The organism is Atopobacter sp. AH10 (genome assembly GCF_003664595.1).
GTDB lineage: Bacteria > Bacillota > Bacilli > Lactobacillales > Aerococcaceae > Atopobacter.
In genome coordinates this window covers 52,005-68,623 of sequence record NZ_QXPZ01000050.1, presented here as the reverse complement: position 1 = coordinate 68,623, position 16,619 = coordinate 52,005, and the positions used below count along the sequence as shown (strand labels likewise).

Below are 16,619 nucleotides of genomic sequence, written 5' to 3'. Positions count from 1 at the left end.
TAAGCTTCTTTGCGCCGATAGTAGTTGGGGGTTTCTCCCTGCGAGGGTAGGACGTCGCCATGCCAAAAGGAAAAAGAGACGAGCTGAGCCTCATCTCTTTTTTTTTGCAAGTTAATAGATCATGGATAGGTCATTATGTTACTATGAGAGAGGTAGTTTTAGAGAACTAACCTTAGAGGCGAGTTGAGAGCCTAACACTATACTAGGATACTTTAACTGCATGTCTAGCTTCATGTGAATGAGGGTTAGAGCCTTGTAATAGGAGTTTTCTGTATAGGTGAGGATTAGCTGGATATAGATTAGATGGATATAGTTTAGATGTATATAGATCAGATAAATATAGTTCAGTTATTTAGATCAGATACATGTAGTTCATATGGATATAGTTCAGATGCACGTAGTTCATATGTATATAGTTCAGATGGATGTAGATCATATGTATATAGCTTAGGTCAAATGATTTACTTTGCTTTAATGATATGAAAAATCGTGCTATAATGAAACGTACTTATTCGAAAAGGTGGGGAAAGATGAAAAGAAAGAGAAGGGCACTGACATATTATGGTGCTGTAGGAATTGCTTTAGTTATTATATATGTGGTTGGTGTCATTTTCTTTAACTCACATTTTAAAGCTAACACCTATTTTGGTCGTGAAAATGTAAGTTTTATGACAGCGCAACAAGCTAATTCTAAGTTGGCGCATCATTTTTCAGGGGAGAAATACTATCTGATCGAAGGAGAAAGACATATCACTTCCTTTAAGCCAGGAGATATAGGGGTTTCTTTTAGTGGAGAAGGCCGTATGGGCGAAGTACTGAAAGAGGATAATCCTTTTATTTGGCCGCTCAGTTTTTTCTCTAAGAAACGTGTGATTCGAGTAGATGACATATATGATAAAATATTGACTGTCGATCAAGATAAAGTGAGCGCCTATGTCAGGGATTTAGGAATTGATAATCAGGGACGGGAAGCTTCTAAGAATGCGACAGTAGCCTACAAAGATGGGAAGTTCCAAATTGTAGCTGAAAAAATTGGTCGTCAAGTGGATTTAAAAGCTTTGGAGAAAAACTTAGTGATGACGACCCTGAAGGATTCTAAGACAGTAGATTTACAAAATTCTTATCGTCAACCTGAAGTGAAATCCGATAACAAACAATTGATAGAGCAAGCTGATAAGCTAAATAAACGGATTGACTTAGATGTCAAAGTCAAAATTAAGGACAAAGAAGAAAAAATACCTGCGTCGGAAATTTCCAAATGGTTTACTGTAGGAGAAGATTTCTCCATAAGAGTGAACTATGACGGGATCTGGGCTTTTGCTCAAAAGTATAGTGATGAACATGGTACGATTAATAAGCCACGTCAGTTCCATGCGACTCGTCAAGGGAATATTGAAGTTCCTGCTGGGACTCTAGGCTGGTCTTTAGATGTTGATGGAATGGCTAAACAGATCTATAAGATCGCTGAAGAAGGAAAAGGAGCGGTGGTTGAAGCCACTATTGTGGGATCAGGTAAACATGAGGCTAATGATATTGGCAATACCTATGTTGAAGTTTCTATTCCGGATCAAATGTTATGGTACTATCAGGATGGGAAGATCGTTTTCCAAACGCCTATTGTGACAGGACATCCCCAATCTCCAACTGTTCGTGGTGTTTTTTATGTTTGGAATAAAGAACAAAACACGGTGCTCGAAGGCGTCAATAGGCGAACAGGTAATAAATACAAGAGCCCTGTATCTTATTGGATGCCATTTAACTGGTCGGGATTCGGCTTGCACGATTCTCCATGGCAACCAGCATATGGAGGAAATAATTGGCAGTGGGCTGGTAGTAATGGTTGTGTGAATATTCCGCCTGAAGTAATGGGGCAATTCTTTAATATGGTAGCGATTGGGACACCAGTGATTGTGTATTAAGCTATAACAAAGCAAGCTCGAAAGGGCTTGCTTTGTTGATTAAGCGACCTAAAGATAAAGAGAATGCAATTCATTGCTGATCATGGTAAAATGGGTAGGAACGGGTAGGATTATTATCCTCATTTCTTATTTTATCAAAAAAGAATAAAGATTAATTCAAGTCAAGGAGGCACTCATCGTGAAAAAAATTCTTGTTGTAGATGATGAGAAACCTATTTCTGACATCATAAAATTTAACCTAGAAAAAGAAGGTTATGAAGCTATTGCTGCCTATGATGGGCAAGAAGCATTGGAAAAATTTGAGGCGGAGCAACCAGATTTGATTGTCTTGGACTGGATGTTGCCAAAAATCGAAGGGCTAGAAGTTTGTAGGGAGATACGTAAAACTTCCAATGTGCCTATTATAATGGTTACTGCCAAGGACTCTGAGATTGATAAGGTTTTAGGTTTAGAAATTGGAGCGGACGATTATGTGACCAAGCCTTTTTCTAACCGTGAGTTGATTGCTCGGGTCAAGGCGAATATCCGTCGGGCTCAAGTACCGGTTGAGGATGAAAATGATAATGAGACCTCTGTTATAGAGATTGGGGTCTTAGCGATTCATGAAGATGCTTATAGTGTCACTAAACGTGGTGAAGAAGTAGAGTTGACGCATCGAGAGTTCGAATTACTGCATTACTTGGCTAAGCATATCGGGCAAGTGATGACGCGTGAACATCTCTTACAAACAGTATGGGGATATGATTATTTCGGTGATGTTCGAACGGTCGATGTGACCATTCGAAGGCTTCGCGAAAAAATCGAAGATAGCCCAAGCCATCCAACATGGATTATGACTCGGAGAGGTGTGGGGTACTTCTTGAAGAAACCTGATCTTGAGTAAAAAAAGGGCTGACTCACTTGAGTCAGCTATATTTTTTTAGCGCTACCCTTGAATAGGAAATGCTAAGAGGCAAACTAGCAAATTTTTTAGATGAGGAGCTATTAAGGCTTTAAACCATGCCTAAGATAGGCTATATGGCTTCAAAAAAAGACAATGCGAAAAGCAAACAAGATTACCTGAACCTGTCTTATAGGCTGTATGGTTTCAAACGAAGATTAATGCGAAAGGCAAACAAGATTACCTGAACTTGCCTTACGTGCTGTAGTGCTTTAAAAGAAGACAAATGCGAAAGGATAATAACTCATGTTGAAAAGAATTTTAAGACCTTTTCAGTCCATCCATTTCAAAATTCCTGTCTTGTTTATTTTGATGTTGATTATGGCTTTACAATTGATTTCTGCTAACTTTATTCGTCAATTGGAAAATCAAACGATTGATAATATCGAGAGTCAGTTACAGTTACGCTATGATTTTTTAAAAACAGGCGTAGCTCAAATTATGAACAGCAATGCGAGTAAGGCTAAAAAAGAAAGCGACATTTACCAGTTGCTACAAGACTCTGGAAATCAAAGTAATATTGAAATCAACGTGATCAATCGTGATGGCTATATTTTGGGGACTAACGATCAAACCAAGCAAAATTTAGTGGGGACGAAAACAACTGATCAACAAGTTCAAAAAGCGGTCGCACTCGGTAAGTATTCTGCGACTCAATATATAGATAACCATACGAATGAGAGGCAAATGAGGATTATAGGCCCTATTGCTGGAGATGAAAGTGATATAGCAGGAACGATGTTATTGATTGATAGTAATATTGAGGATCAATACGATCAAGTCCGTGAAATTACCGGTATTTTTTTCAATTCTTCTTTAATTGCTTTAGCGATAACTGTTGTGGTTTCTTTCTTAACTTCACGAGGATTGACACGGCCTATTTCTGAAATGGTAGATCAAACTGAGAGGATTTCTGAAGGAGATTATTCAAGTGCTCTTAGGATTTATTCGGATGATGAAATTGGGCAATTGGGGAAGGCGATTAATCTTCTAGCTATAAAAATTCGAGACGCTCAAGAATCAACTGAAGCTGAACGGCAACGTTTGGATTCTGTCCTTCATCATATGACAGATGGGGTGATAGCCACTGACCGTAGAGGCAGGGTATTGATCATTAATGATGCAGCCTTAGATATGTTGAATGCGGAAGAGACTTCTGTGATTGGACGCGATATTTTAACGGTTTTAAATTTGAAGGATAAGACGTCTTTTCATGCTTTGTTAACAGGAAATGAGCAAGAAACTGTTACGATAGACAACTCTATTCTCCAGTGTGATTTTTCCATTATTCAACGAGAGACAGGATTTATTTCAGGAGTTGTTTGTGTTGTAGCTGATATTACAGAACAAGAGAAAATTGAAAATGAAAGGCGTAATTTTGTTTCTAACGTTTCTCACGAACTTCGCACGCCTTTAACGTCTATAAAAAGTTATACAGAAGCTCTAGTGGATGGGGCATGGAAAGATGAAAATGTTGCCCCAGAGTTTTTACAAGTCATTCAAACGGAAGCACAACGGATGATCCGAATGATCAATGATTTACTGAACCTTTCTCGTATGGATCAAAAACGGCTAGAGTTGGATAAAGAATTTGTGAATTTGAACGGATTGTTTAACCATATATTGAATCGCTTTGATTTGATTTTGAAGGACGAGCAATACAAGGAGCATCCATTTACATTAAAACGTGAAATTACCCAAACCGAATTATGGATAGAATTGGATCAAGATAAATTTACTCAGGTGATTGATAATCTGATGAATAATGCGATCAAATACTCTCCGAATGGTGGAGAGATCAAAGCTAGCTTAATTGAAACACATGATAAGATTGTGATTTCTATCCAGGATCAGGGGATGGGTATAGCAAGACGGGCTATTCCGAAAGTCTTTAACCGTTTTTATCGTGTGGATAAGGCAAGATCAAGAGCGATGGGCGGAACGGGTTTAGGCTTAGCTATTGCTAAAGAAGTTATTGACTTATCAGGTGGACGTATTTGGGTAGAAAGTGAAGAAAACGTTGGGTCTACTTTTTATATTGAATTACCTTATGAGCCTTTTGATGAAAGTGAGGAGTTTAATTAATGCGCAAACATCTCACCACTATTTTATTGATGGTTTTAGTTAGTTTAAGTTTATTTTTAACTTACTATAATGTGATTACCCCATCGATTTATCAAGAAAAACAAGCCACATTGACGAAGACAGAAGTGCATAATAATAAGCAAAGATTTGATAGCCCCAATGCTTTTTTACCAGTGGAATTGGTGCATTATGCTAATGGACAGTTAATTTCTTACAATGAAGCTCATGTGATCAAAAAAATGATGACAGAACTTTCTGGAAAATTGTCGGATTTTAAGGAGGCTGGAGAGGCGACTGTAGATATGTCACAATTTTTTGAAAGTGAATCTTGGCAGCTGGTCTATAAAGCTCCTTTGACCATGAATATGACTGGTTTGATAGCTAAGCGAAACTTGAACCCTCGCATTAATCGTATAGTGGCTTTGAAAAATCATCCCAATACGGTTTATTTTCTGAATGAGGAAAAGAAGATGGTTTATTCAGCCAGTATTCCACATGAAACTCAACAGATGATAAAAGGACTAATCGAAGGAGTTAAGGGGCAGGAAGTCGATTATTTTGAGTTTAAAGGGCGAGTGGTGTATTTGCCTGTGAATCCAGTGACGATGGAAAAAGAATCTTTTTTAGCAGAAATGGTTTCTACCGATAATTATGTGGCTAAGTTCTTTTCCGATACGTTAGGTCTATCAGTGCATTCTTCTTCGAATATTTCTCAATATACGAATAATCAGGGTGAATTAAAGATAGACAGTGAAAATAATCGCTTCTACTATAGGAGTAATGCCCAACTAGAAGAAGGAAGTTTAGATGATCGACTGCATAAGGCTCACAAAATTTTGACAGAATTTGAATCTTGGCCTTACCAATTGCGCTATACGGGGATTGACCAAACGGATGAGAAGGTTTATTTCCGTCGCTATTACAAGAATAGACCTATTTTTGGTGCGCCAGACCGGTCTATTCTAGCGATTATTCCTGGGAAAGAACAGGTGAAGTATCTTTCTATGCCAACCATTAATTTGCTTTTCCGTCTCAAACGTAACGTGGAAGAAGAACAACTTGTTTCTGGTTCTGAGATGGTTGAGCAAATGAGACGAGTGGGCTATGATGTGAAAAAGATTGAGGATGCCTGTATAGGCTATGATTGGCAAGTGAGTGAAGAAAATAGCCGAGTGGTGCTACTGGTGCCGAAATGGTTTGTACGTTATCAGTCTAGTTGGCGTAGTTTAGAGGATTGGCTGATGGAAGGAGAGCGAAAATATGGACTTCAGGCAAACTAAGCGTATTTTTATTGTGGCCTTTCTCTGCCTGAACATATTTTTGCTATTCCTTATTCTGGAACGGAGAGATGTTTTGAACCCAGTGATGCAAAATAGCATTAATATCGTGCAGGAGATGAGTGAAGAGAACATCAAGGGACCACGATTGGAAGAAAAGAATTTGGAAGTCCCTTATTTACTTGCCGATCCTTTTAATGTAGCTGTGGAAAAAGATGGGGATGTGGAATGGCTCAACGTGAAAGATGGACAGGCAAGTAAACCTATTCCTATCTATCAATCCATTCCTACTTTGAATAAGGCTGGGAAGAGAGATCTAGGCCCTTTAGAGAATTTTATGAAGTCATCCTTCCTAAAGGGTGATGATTACGAATTTGTGGCTTATTATAAAGCTAAACGTGAAATTGTCTACGCTCAAAAAATTAATGGGGTACCTATTTTAGATGGAACCGGTCAAGTGACCTTTTATTTGAACAATGATTATCGCGTCGTATCTTATTTAGCGACACATGTAGATCATCTTCAACGACAAGATACCAAGAAGCAGACGATTACGCAGAAGAAAGCTGTTGAAATACTATATGTGAACAATTTGTTGCCAAGTAATAGTCGAATCGAAACGGCCACTTTGGCCTATCATCAAATCCTTAAATTGAAAGATATGACGGTGTATAGTCCTGTCTGGTATTTTGATATTCTAAATGATGGGGCTTTAACGACTCAACGAGTGGATGCTACATCTGGGAAGATTATTACTTCAGAAATGCGTAAATAGTTGGCTAAAAGAGATTAGCTATACGTTAATTCAGAAAAAGTAGCTGGAGAAGAGAAAGGCAAAAACAAGGGAACTTTTATCTAAGGGACTTCCCCAAAGGTAAAAGTTCTTTTGCGAGTTGGGAGTGAAAAAATGGAAGAAGCAAAAAATGTGAATAAAGATGGCTTTCGTGTGGCTGTTCTAGCTAGCGGAAGTACGGGCAATTTAACCTATATAGAAACACCCAAACGTCGTATCTTGGTAGATTGTGGCCTTAGCGGTAAAAAAGCGCAAGAATTATTAGCTTCAGTTGGACGACGGATGGAGGATGTAGATAGCATTTTGGTGACACACGAACATCGTGATCATACTCATGGAGTCGGCGTATTAGCCAGACGATTTAATTTGGATGTGTACGCTAATGAAAAAACTTGGAAGGCTATGGCGCCAATTGTAGGGGATATTCCTCTCGATCAGTGTCATTTGATCGAACCAGGCGAGATGCAGGTCTTTTCCGATATTGATGTCATGAGCTTTAGCGTGAGCCATGATGCAGTAGATCCTCAATTCTATGCCTTTCAAAAGGACAAGAAGAGATTTGTTTTATTGACGGACACGGGTTATGTAAGTGACCGTTTAAGGGGCTTATTAAGAGGGGCAGATGCCTATTTAATTGAAAGTAATCACGATATGGAACTTCTTCGTTTAGGCCCTTATCCTTGGTCTTTGAAGCAAAGAATTCTAAGCGATGAGGGACATTTATCTAATGTTGATGGGGCAGAAGCTGTAGCTGAAATGATTACAGATAAAACGAAGGCGGTCTATCTCGGACATCTTAGCCAGAAAAATAATATGAAGCAATTAGCTTATGATACAGCCTATCAAATTTTAGACGAAAAAGATCTTGGACCTAACCAAGCTTTTCAATTATTAGGCACTGATCCGGATAAGGCGCAAGATTTTTTAGACTTGTAGAAAGAGCTAGCTAAAGGAAGCTGACTGAGAAGGATGAAGTGAACTCGGTAGACTAATCCAGGAGATGAAGTGGGGATTTAGGCAAGAATGGTCTAATTTATCAGCAAATCATAAAGTAAGCCTTAAAAATTTATGAAAATAGAGTAATTTTGAAGGGAAATGATGTGTTCAGCGGTAAGATGGAAGAAGAGAAAGTCAAAGGGAGAGAATGCTATGAGACAAAACAATAGCTTGACCAAGAGTTTCATCGCCGGCCTGATCGGAGGCCTTGTCGTCTTGTTAGTAGGGGTTTTAGTTATGCTGAAGACAGGTTACTTAAAAGCTCCAGGGGAGAACAAAGACCACCAAGAGCGGATTGAAATGAAAATGACCAGTGGGAAAGTCAAGCCTCAAGATAATAAGGCTAAAAATGATACGGTAGAATCTGCTGTCTATGAGCGCAGTAAAAATGCAGTGGTATCCGTTTTAAATATGACTGCTTCTCAAGGAAGCCCTTTTAGTCATCCTCTAGGGCAGAAAGGGAATAAGGAAGCAAGCTTACAAAAGGCTTCAGAAGGTTCAGGAGTCATTTACAAACTTGTGGGTAAATATGCCTATGTCGTGACCAATAATCATGTGATCCAAGGGGCTGATGCAGTTAACGTCAAATTAAGTGATGGCACGCAAAAGAAAGCAGAAGTAGTCGGAACAGATATGTGGACGGATTTGGCAGTCTTAAAGATAGATGCCAAGGGGGTAGATACTGTAGCCGAATTTGCTAACTCTGACCAAATTAAAGTGGGGCAAAAGGCTATTGCAATCGGGTCACCTTTGGGAGAGGCTTTTTCTAGTTCAGTGACTAGTGGGATTGTTTCTGGGGTGAATAGAGAGGTCCCTATGGACTTGAATCGTGATGGGACGCCGGATTTTACCAACCAAGTTATTCAAACGGATGCGGCGATTAATCCAGGAAATTCTGGTGGGGCCTTATTTAATGATGCAGGACAAGTAGTAGGGATTAACTCTATGAAAATTGGGTCTTCTCAAGTAGAAGGGATGGGCTTTGCCATTCCAAGTAATCAGGTCGTGAAAATTGCGAAAGATCTCGAAGAAAATGGGAAAGTGTTGAGACCGACTTTAGGAGTATCGATGTTGAATGTGTCTGAACTGCCAGATATTTATCGAGAAGAATTACGCTTACCAGCTGATCTGAATACAGGTGTCGTTATTGGCCAAGTAGAAGAGGGAAGCAATGCCGATAAGGCGGGTCTTAAAGAATATGATGTCATTACCCGTTTTGATGGAAAAGAAATAGGGACGACTATTGACCTAAGACATGCCCTTTATAACGCCAAAGTTGGTTCTAGTGTGAAGCTAGATATTATACGAGAAGGCAAGAAAAGAAGTATCGATCTGAAGTTAAATAATAGTTTGGAAGGCAAAGTAAAGAAAACACTTTTCCCTTCCAATAATCGCTAACTAGTCAAGTGAATAAAAAACTCCAATGGGAAAGAAGAAGTTGATTGTTGTCGACTTTTTCCTAGCATTGGAGTTTTTGTATATAGGAAAATCGAGGAAGAGGGGGAGTCTTTTTGACTATAAGGAGGGATTAGACTTGTTGAAAAGTTTGTGGATAAGTCTGTGGAAAGCTAAAAGTATGTGGATGAATTATTTCACGAGCAAAAGGGGATAGGGGCAAGCTTTTTTAGGGAAAAGTTCACTAAGGCTGTGGATAAGTTGTGGATAAGCCTTGCCTGAATCAGGCTTGTAAATCGCTAAAAATGCTGTTAAATCAACAAAAACAAGAATTTAAGAGAATTGTGCATAGACTAGTGGATAAGATGGGATAAACTGAGATAGCCCAATCGTGAAAAAGAGATGTAAGCAGATTAAATGAGGAAAGTATAGGAAAAGTTGTGGATAAGTCTGTGGATAGCCCTTATCTTTTTCAAGATATAGTCTCTCTTAAAGGAAAGACAGGTAGAGTACAGGAGCTATCATGCTCTTTGTGGTATTCTATAGGCTGATCTTGTAAAATGGTAAGAAAGAAGAAGTAATTTGATAGCTGGAAAGCTTCTTTCAAGTGGAAATGACTAGGCAAAGATCTATAGGAAAGAAAAAGTTTTGAAGTATAGAGATGCTGGAGAAAGAGGGACAGAGATGAAGGTAACGATCCTTTGCGTAGGGAAATTAAAGGAAAAATATTTAGTTAAAGGGATTGCTGAGTATATGAAGCGGATGGGGAACTATAGTAAAGTGGATATTATAGAAGTTCCTGATGAAGCAGATGATCATGGGGTTGAACAAGCCATCGAGAAAGAAGGGCAACGCTTACTAGATAAGTGGCCTAGACAAGCGGTGACCTATGCTTTAGCCTTAGATGGAGAATTATTAAGCTCGGAAGATCTAGCCCAACAAATTCAAAAGGATTGGACTCAAGGGAAGAGTGACCATGCTTTTGTTATTGGAGGCTCCAATGGTCTATCTAAAGCTGTTTTGGATCGATGTGATCGGAAAATAGCCTTTGGAAGAATGACTTATCCCCACCAGTTGATGCGCTTGATTTTAATGGAACAGATTTATAGGATCCACCGAATTAATGCAGGGCATAGCTATCATAAATAAGATGGGGGATGACTAGGAAAAAGTGGTCAGAGCTTCTCGAAAGAAGCAAAAGATCATGAGGATAAGGAGAGATAAAGAGGAGAGATATGACAAATAGCAAGGAATATTCATTAAAACGATACGGACATTATATTATGGCCAGCATGGTAGGAATTATAGGAGCTTCGATATATGTTTTAGCAGACACTTATTTTATTGCTAATGGTGTTGGGGCAGATGGGTTAGCGGCTTTGAATATTGCTTTACCCGTGTGGAACTTAATGAATGGGTTGAATATGATGGTGGGAGTTGGATCAGCCATTTATTTTTCGATTCATTCTGACCCTTCCAGTCGTCAAAGAAGTTTTTCGACAGCTCTAAGTTTTGGGCTTGTACTAGCCATTGTAGAAGCAGTTTTGCTGATGATTTTTCATCGACCAATTGCAGTGCTTTTAGGAGCTTCTCCGAGACTTTTTCCTCTGGTTCGTACTTACATGTTAGTAATTGTCTTTTTTGCACCAGTAGCTATGGTGAATATGATTTTAGGGGATATTTTGAGAAATGATGGGGCACCAAAACGAGCTATGGTGGTTCAGTTGTGCGGGAGTCTCGTCAATTGCGTGGCTGACTACATCTTGATTTATCCTTTAGGTATGGGGATGTTTGGAGCGGCTTTAGCAACAGGGGTATCACCTATTTTAGGCATTTTTGTAGCCTTGCCCCATTTTATGAAGAAAGATCGAGTCAAGTTACGTTTAGGGCCTTTGCGCTTTGAGCTCATTGTGAATTTTATTCGTTTAGGTTTAGCAACCTTGATATTGGAATTATCTAATGGGGTTATTCTGTTAGTCTTTAATCGCCTATTACTAGGAGTAGCTGGGGAAATGGGTGTGGCAGCTTATGGCATTGTGGCCAACGTTGGAATTGTGACGAATGCCCTCTTTAATGGGGTGGCTCAGGGGAGTCAACCTTTGATCAGTGAAAGCATCAATAAAACGAGTAGCAAGGGGACGCACTATTATTACCGTTTAGGACTGGGCACTATTGCGGGAATTAGTTTGATTTCTTATGCTATTATTGCCTTGGGAGCAGAAAGTATTGCCAATGCATTTAATGAAGGTCGGATAGTAGAGTTACAAGATTTAGCTGTAAGAGGATTACGTTTGTACTTCCTAGCTCTACCATTTACAGGATTTAACTTATTTAATACGATGTTTTTCAGTGCTAGCAACCAATCCAGAAGAAGTTTAGTGCTTTCTATGATGAGAGGTTTCGTGGTGATTTTACCTCTTGTGGTCGGACTAGCGACGATAGCTGGGGTTGATGGGATTTGGTTAGCCGTGATGGTAACAGAATGGGTGACCATTGCCTTTTGTCTTAAAATGCGTTACTTTGATTGGGTAAAGGAGTAAGTTCAATGGCTAAATTATCTACCTTAATTTATTTAGAACGAGAGGGCAAGTTTCTGATGATGCTGCGTAATAAGAAAAAGGTCGACATCAATGCCAATAAATGGCTAGGTGTTGGTGGAAAAGTGGAAGCAGGGGAAAGTCCCTATCAAGCGGCCTTGCGTGAGGTGTATGAGGAAACAGGCTATGTAGTAGATGATTTGAAAGCCAGAGGAATTATCACCTTCCTTTACGATCAAGACGAAGCCCTCTATATCTTTCTCTATACTGGTCGAGCGAAAGAAGGAGATCCGTGTGTTTGTGATGAGGGGGAACTCCATTACATAGAGAAAGAAAAGATCTTAGATTTAGATCTTTGGGAAGGAGATCGAGTCTTTTTAAAACGCTTATTGGAGAATGATCCACGTTTTATGGATATCCGTCTTGTTTATGATAAAGAGGATCGCTTACTAGCTGTAGAAGAGCGTTGCTAGGAGGAAAAAAGATGAAGGGAAAAGGCAAAACAGCTTGGCTTATTGCAGGTGGTGTCTTAGGACTTATAGCAGGAGGCCTTTATACTAAAAGAAAGAGCTTGATTGGCCCTAAATTAAGCTTGCATGGCCAACGTTTGTTGAATGAATTGAATCAACTTTTGCAGGGCTATGATCAAGAGAGACTTAATAGTATTTATTGGGTAGTTCAAGATCATGATATCAAGACGATTCAATACCTGCGCCAAAAGAATATCTTTAGCTACGAAGAATTGACAGCCATGTATTTGGATCGCTGGCGTCAATTTCCAGAAGTCCTAAGCCGAGATGTAGTGGCCTTAGCACCAGAAGCCTTAGCCGATGCCAAGGCGAGGGATCAAGCCTATCATGAAGGAGTGCCTCTTATTTATGGGATACCCTTGATTGTGAAAGATACCATTGAGTTAAAAGGACTACCAGTCTTGCGGGGGTTAACAGCCTTATCTAAACGCGCAAGTTCAGCTGATGCACAAGTGGTTCATCATTTGAAACGAGCAGGGGCGGTTATTCTTGGGAAGTATGGCTTTAAGAAAATTCGGAAATGGGCAGGAGAATCGGTCTATTACGATGGTGGAGCTAGTCTTTTAGCTCACAACCAAACGTTAGGAACTATCGGGACAGGCTTAGCAGGGAGATTAATCTGGCAATCTATCAGACAATCCTTGATCGGCTATAGGCCTTCTGTAGATCTTTATGAGATGGGAGGGATTCTGCCTCTATCAGATTGGGCTGAAGTGGTCGGCTTTATGGGAAAGAGTGTTTCGGATGTTGTTTTGCTAGCAGAAGCAGCCAAGGGTGAAAATGAAGATAGGCCAAAAACTAAATCTTCTAGTAAAGAGAGTATGCCAGATTGGCGAGATGTCCGTGTGAGTGTTATGGCAAGTAATGATGGCGACTTTGGGATCATGGATAGGGCAACAAGTTGGATGAAAGAAGAAGGCCTAGCCATTACTTACCAAAGTTTTTCCCTCACTAAGCAGTCTTTAGGCGAATTGTTTAGAGGAAGGATACGGAAAGCCTTTGATAACTATAGGGCTAATACAGCAACCCTTTTGCCAAGTTTTGAAGAAATTATTCATCAAACGAAATGTTTGGCGAAACAAAAACAAACTTGGATGGATCGTTATTTCACAGAGGATTTAGAAGAAAGAACGAGTGACCATCACTTAAAACAAGTTCTAGAAGGTTATAAGGCAGAAATGGCTGATTATTTTGCTGAAAATAAGGCGGATGTGTTAGCGGTCGTTGACGCGGGGATGATCCAAGAAGCAACACTAATCGGTCTCCCTGTTGTGACGATTCCTATGGGAGTAACGATGATGAGCGAACCTTTAAGTTTGACTTTAATTGGTAAGAAGGGTAGCGATAAGGCCTTGCTCCAATTTAGTCGCCAATTGAGTCACCGGATTCAAAAATGGCAACATGGAACGAAAGTGGATAGTTAGCTGACCTTTTAAGCGATGGATGGCATCAGTATAGAGCAAAAAAAAGCAAATAAGACTTATTTTCTCCCCGAAAATGGAATTTTTTGACCATTTTTGGGGATTTTTTGATAGAATAAAAAGTAATAGCAAACGCTTAAACACTATAGTTAGCGTTGTATAAAAAAAGGAGGCATTATAATGGAGTGGATGAAGCTTATTGGAATTGTCATTATTGTTGTCGGATTTGTACTCGGCTTGGATACCATTGCGACGATCATTATTGCTGGACTGGCAACAGCTTTGGTATCAGGAATGAATTTTCTGGAATTTTTGGAGGTCTTGGGGAAATCCTTTGTGGATCAGCGGGTAGTGTCCATCTTTTTCTTAACCCTGCCTATCTTAGGCTTGGCTGAATCTTATGGCTTGAAACAAGGGGCTGTTAAGTTGATTGAAAAGCTACGAGGGCTAACCATGCCACTATTTATTAGCTTGTATTTATTGATTCGCGAATTAGCAGGCTTGTTAGCTTTACGTCTTGGAGGACATGCTCAATTTGTTAGGCCTATTGTTTATCCAATGGCAGAGGCTGCCGCTCAAACAGAGATGGATGAGTTGGATGAAGAAGATATAGAAGAAATTAAGGGTTTGTCAGCTGCTAATGAAAACTTTGGGAATTTCTTTGCTCAAAATACCTATTTAGGGAATGCAGGGGTTCTTTTGATTAGTGGAACTTTGATTGATTTAGGTTACAAAGAAGCTTTGCCTGCTAGTATTGCCAAAGCTTCTATTCCTGCAGGTATTGCGATGTTAGTCGTAGGGATTGCTTATAATTATTATGTGGCTTATCGAATGAAGCAATAACATCAAAAAGGAGCTAAGAAGTAATGAGTGTGGATCTTGTTTTAGAAATTATCTGTGTCTTGATGGGTATCCAGCTCTTTCATACCAGCTATCGAGCTTTTATAGATGCTAGTTTGAAAAGCAAGCGTTTAGGGACAGGGGCATTTTGGCTCCTATTGGCTATTTTATTTGCCTTGGGATCTTATCTTCCAAATGTGGTAAATGGGGGATTGGTTTGTTTATTGGGCGTATTAACCTTATTTAAACAAGTAGAATTGGGGAGTTTTAAAGTCCCTAGTAGCGAACAATTAAAAGAGCGTGCTGATCGTATAGGTTGGTTGATCTTTTTGCCAGTTATTTTTTTATCAGTAGGTTCCTTGGCTTTGGGCTTAGCCTTACCTGAATATGGGAAAGTGGCGATTGGTCTAGGGGCTGTATTGGGGCTGATTGCTATCTTCTTAGTCACTAAAGCTAGTGGGAAAGAATTTTTGGAAGAAAACAATCGTATGGTGCAACAAGTTTCTCCCGTTAGCATTTTGCCTCAAATTTTGACAGCCTTAGGGGCAATTTTTACGACAGCTGGCGTTGGAGAATTGGTTTCCAAGGCTATTGGTGGTCTTATTCCTGCAGGTAACCAATTCGTTGGTGCATTTGCTTATTGCTTGGGGATGTTTATCTTCACTATTGTGATGGGGAATGCTTTTGCGGCCTTTACGGTGATTACGGCAGGTATTGGGATTCCATTTGTTTTTGCACAAGGTGGAGATCCTATAGTAGCTGGGGCTTTAGCGATGACTGCAGGATTTTGTGGCACCTTAATCACGCCAATGGCTGGGAATTTCAACGCCTTACCCGCAGCTTTGATGGAAATGAAATCTGAATATGGGGTGATTAAACAGCAAGCTATTCCAGCCTTTACTTTACTATTCATCCATGTGTTACTGATGTACTTCTTGGCTTTTTAAAAAAAGGTTTCAAGTTAAGCCAGTTTATAGGGACAGCACGTTTTAGGAGGGGCTCTTTAATTTAGGAGGGGCTCTTTAAGAAAGAATTGCGCTAAAGAGGACGGAAGCTCACTTGAGAAATGATTGATGTAGAGGGAACTGTTAGAAAGGAAGAGAGTTAATGAAAATTTTAGTCACAGGTTTTGATCCCTTTGGAGGAGAAAAGATTAATCCAGCTATTGAAGCGGTGAAACGCTTGCCTAGAAGCATACATGGAGCAGAAATTTACCAGCTTGAAATTCCAACTGTTTTCCACCGTTCAGCAGCAGTGATGAAAGCAAAGATTGAAGAAGTGAAGCCGGATGTCATTCTTAATGTCGGTCAAGCAGGTGGCCGTGCAGGAATAACAGTTGAACGAGTGGCGATTAACCAAGATGATGCGCGTATTCCAGATAATGAAGGGAATCAACCTATTGATGAACAGATTCAAAAAGATGGAGAGGCGGCATATTTTAGTACTTTGCCTATCAAAGCCATGGTAGAAGCCGTGAAATCTTCTGGTATAGCAGCGAGTGTATCTAACTCAGCGGGGACTTTTGTCTGCAACCATATCATGTATCAATCTTTATATCTCGCTCACACTTGTTATAAGGGAGTGAAAGCAGGTTTTATCCATATACCTTTTCTACCTGAACAGGTGGTGGATAAACCGACTATGCCTTCTATGAACCTAGGCGATATTGTCAAGGGATTAACGGAAGCTATTGGTGCTATTGTGGATTATGAAGGGAAAGAAGACGAAAAAATCATAGGTGGAACGACTCACTAAATAGACGACCAAAAAGCTATTTAAGAGGAATTTTGATGTGCCTTTCTATCTATACTTTGTTGTTGGTGAATGTAACAAGCGCTGATGAATAGAAAGCTCAGTATGACCGAACTGGAGGAAAGAGTCCTTCA

14 protein-coding genes are annotated in these 16,619 nt (G+C 39.7%); all 14 read left to right on the top strand.

Annotated elements, in window-relative coordinates:
* Positions 1-530 precede the first annotated feature (530 nt).
* The 14 genes from D3H64_RS09240 (at position 531) to pcp (ending at position 16,488) form a co-directional block, all read left to right on the top strand.
* Positions 531-1,919 carry a L,D-transpeptidase gene (locus D3H64_RS09240; RefSeq protein ID WP_158589274.1) on the top strand — a complete coding sequence of 463 codons (1,389 nt, stop codon included), beginning with the start codon at positions 531-533 and terminating at the stop codon, positions 1,917-1,919.
* A 175-nt stretch (positions 1,920-2,094) separates the two neighbouring features.
* The gene (gene yycF / locus D3H64_RS09235; protein ID WP_199700162.1) at positions 2,095-2,802 is read left to right on the top strand and encodes a response regulator YycF; all 708 of its coding nucleotides are present in this window, start codon (positions 2,095-2,097) and stop codon (positions 2,800-2,802) included.
* 303 nt (positions 2,803-3,105) lie between these two features.
* On the top strand, positions 3,106-4,944 hold the full coding sequence (gene walK / locus D3H64_RS09230; protein ID WP_121565934.1) for a cell wall metabolism sensor histidine kinase WalK: 1,839 nt from the start codon (positions 3,106-3,108) through the stop codon (positions 4,942-4,944).
* Positions 4,944-6,224 (top strand): YycH family regulatory protein, encoded by a 1,281-nt coding sequence (locus tag D3H64_RS09225; protein WP_121565933.1) that lies wholly within the window; start codon positions 4,944-4,946, stop codon positions 6,222-6,224. The genes walK and D3H64_RS09225 overlap by 1 nt, the downstream gene beginning before the upstream one ends.
* Complete coding sequence (locus D3H64_RS09220) at positions 6,205-6,996, top strand: two-component system regulatory protein YycI (protein WP_121565932.1); 792 nt, start codon at positions 6,205-6,207, stop codon at positions 6,994-6,996. The genes D3H64_RS09225 and D3H64_RS09220 overlap by 20 nt, the downstream gene beginning before the upstream one ends.
* Before the next feature lie 132 nt (positions 6,997-7,128).
* Positions 7,129-7,950, top strand: a complete 822-nt coding sequence (locus D3H64_RS09215) for an MBL fold metallo-hydrolase (RefSeq protein WP_121565931.1) — start codon at positions 7,129-7,131, stop codon at positions 7,948-7,950.
* A gap of 213 nt (positions 7,951-8,163) precedes the next feature.
* Positions 8,164-9,408, top strand: a complete 1,245-nt coding sequence (locus tag D3H64_RS09210) for a S1C family serine protease (RefSeq protein ID WP_121565930.1) — start codon at positions 8,164-8,166, stop codon at positions 9,406-9,408.
* A gap of 681 nt (positions 9,409-10,089) precedes the next feature.
* Complete coding sequence (gene rlmH, locus D3H64_RS09205; protein ID WP_121565929.1) at positions 10,090-10,554, top strand: 23S rRNA (pseudouridine(1915)-N(3))-methyltransferase RlmH; 465 nt, start codon at positions 10,090-10,092, stop codon at positions 10,552-10,554.
* Positions 10,555-10,640: 86 nt separating this feature from the next.
* A complete protein-coding gene (locus tag D3H64_RS09200; RefSeq protein WP_121565928.1) occupies positions 10,641-11,945 on the top strand; it encodes an MATE family efflux transporter in 1,305 nt (434 codons plus the stop codon).
* Between the two features lie 5 nt (positions 11,946-11,950).
* Positions 11,951-12,415, top strand: coding sequence for an 8-oxo-dGTP diphosphatase (locus D3H64_RS09195; protein ID WP_121565927.1), 465 nt, complete (start codon positions 11,951-11,953; stop codon positions 12,413-12,415).
* An 11-nt stretch (positions 12,416-12,426) separates the two neighbouring features.
* Positions 12,427-13,896 carry an amidase family protein gene (locus D3H64_RS09190; protein ID WP_121565926.1) on the top strand — a complete coding sequence of 490 codons (1,470 nt, stop codon included), beginning with the start codon at positions 12,427-12,429 and terminating at the stop codon, positions 13,894-13,896.
* A 177-nt stretch (positions 13,897-14,073) separates the two neighbouring features.
* Positions 14,074-14,736: a 5-oxoproline transporter, DUF969 family subunit gene (locus D3H64_RS09185; RefSeq protein WP_121565925.1), complete on the top strand. Its 663-nt coding sequence runs from the start codon at positions 14,074-14,076 to the stop codon at positions 14,734-14,736.
* A 23-nt stretch (positions 14,737-14,759) separates the two neighbouring features.
* A complete protein-coding gene (locus D3H64_RS09180) occupies positions 14,760-15,680 on the top strand; it encodes a DUF979 domain-containing protein (protein WP_121565924.1) in 921 nt (306 codons plus the stop codon).
* Positions 15,681-15,840: 160 nt separating this feature from the next.
* Positions 15,841-16,488, top strand: coding sequence for a pyroglutamyl-peptidase I (pcp, locus tag D3H64_RS09175; protein ID WP_121565923.1), 648 nt, complete (start codon positions 15,841-15,843; stop codon positions 16,486-16,488).
* Positions 16,489-16,619: the final 131 nt, after the last annotated feature.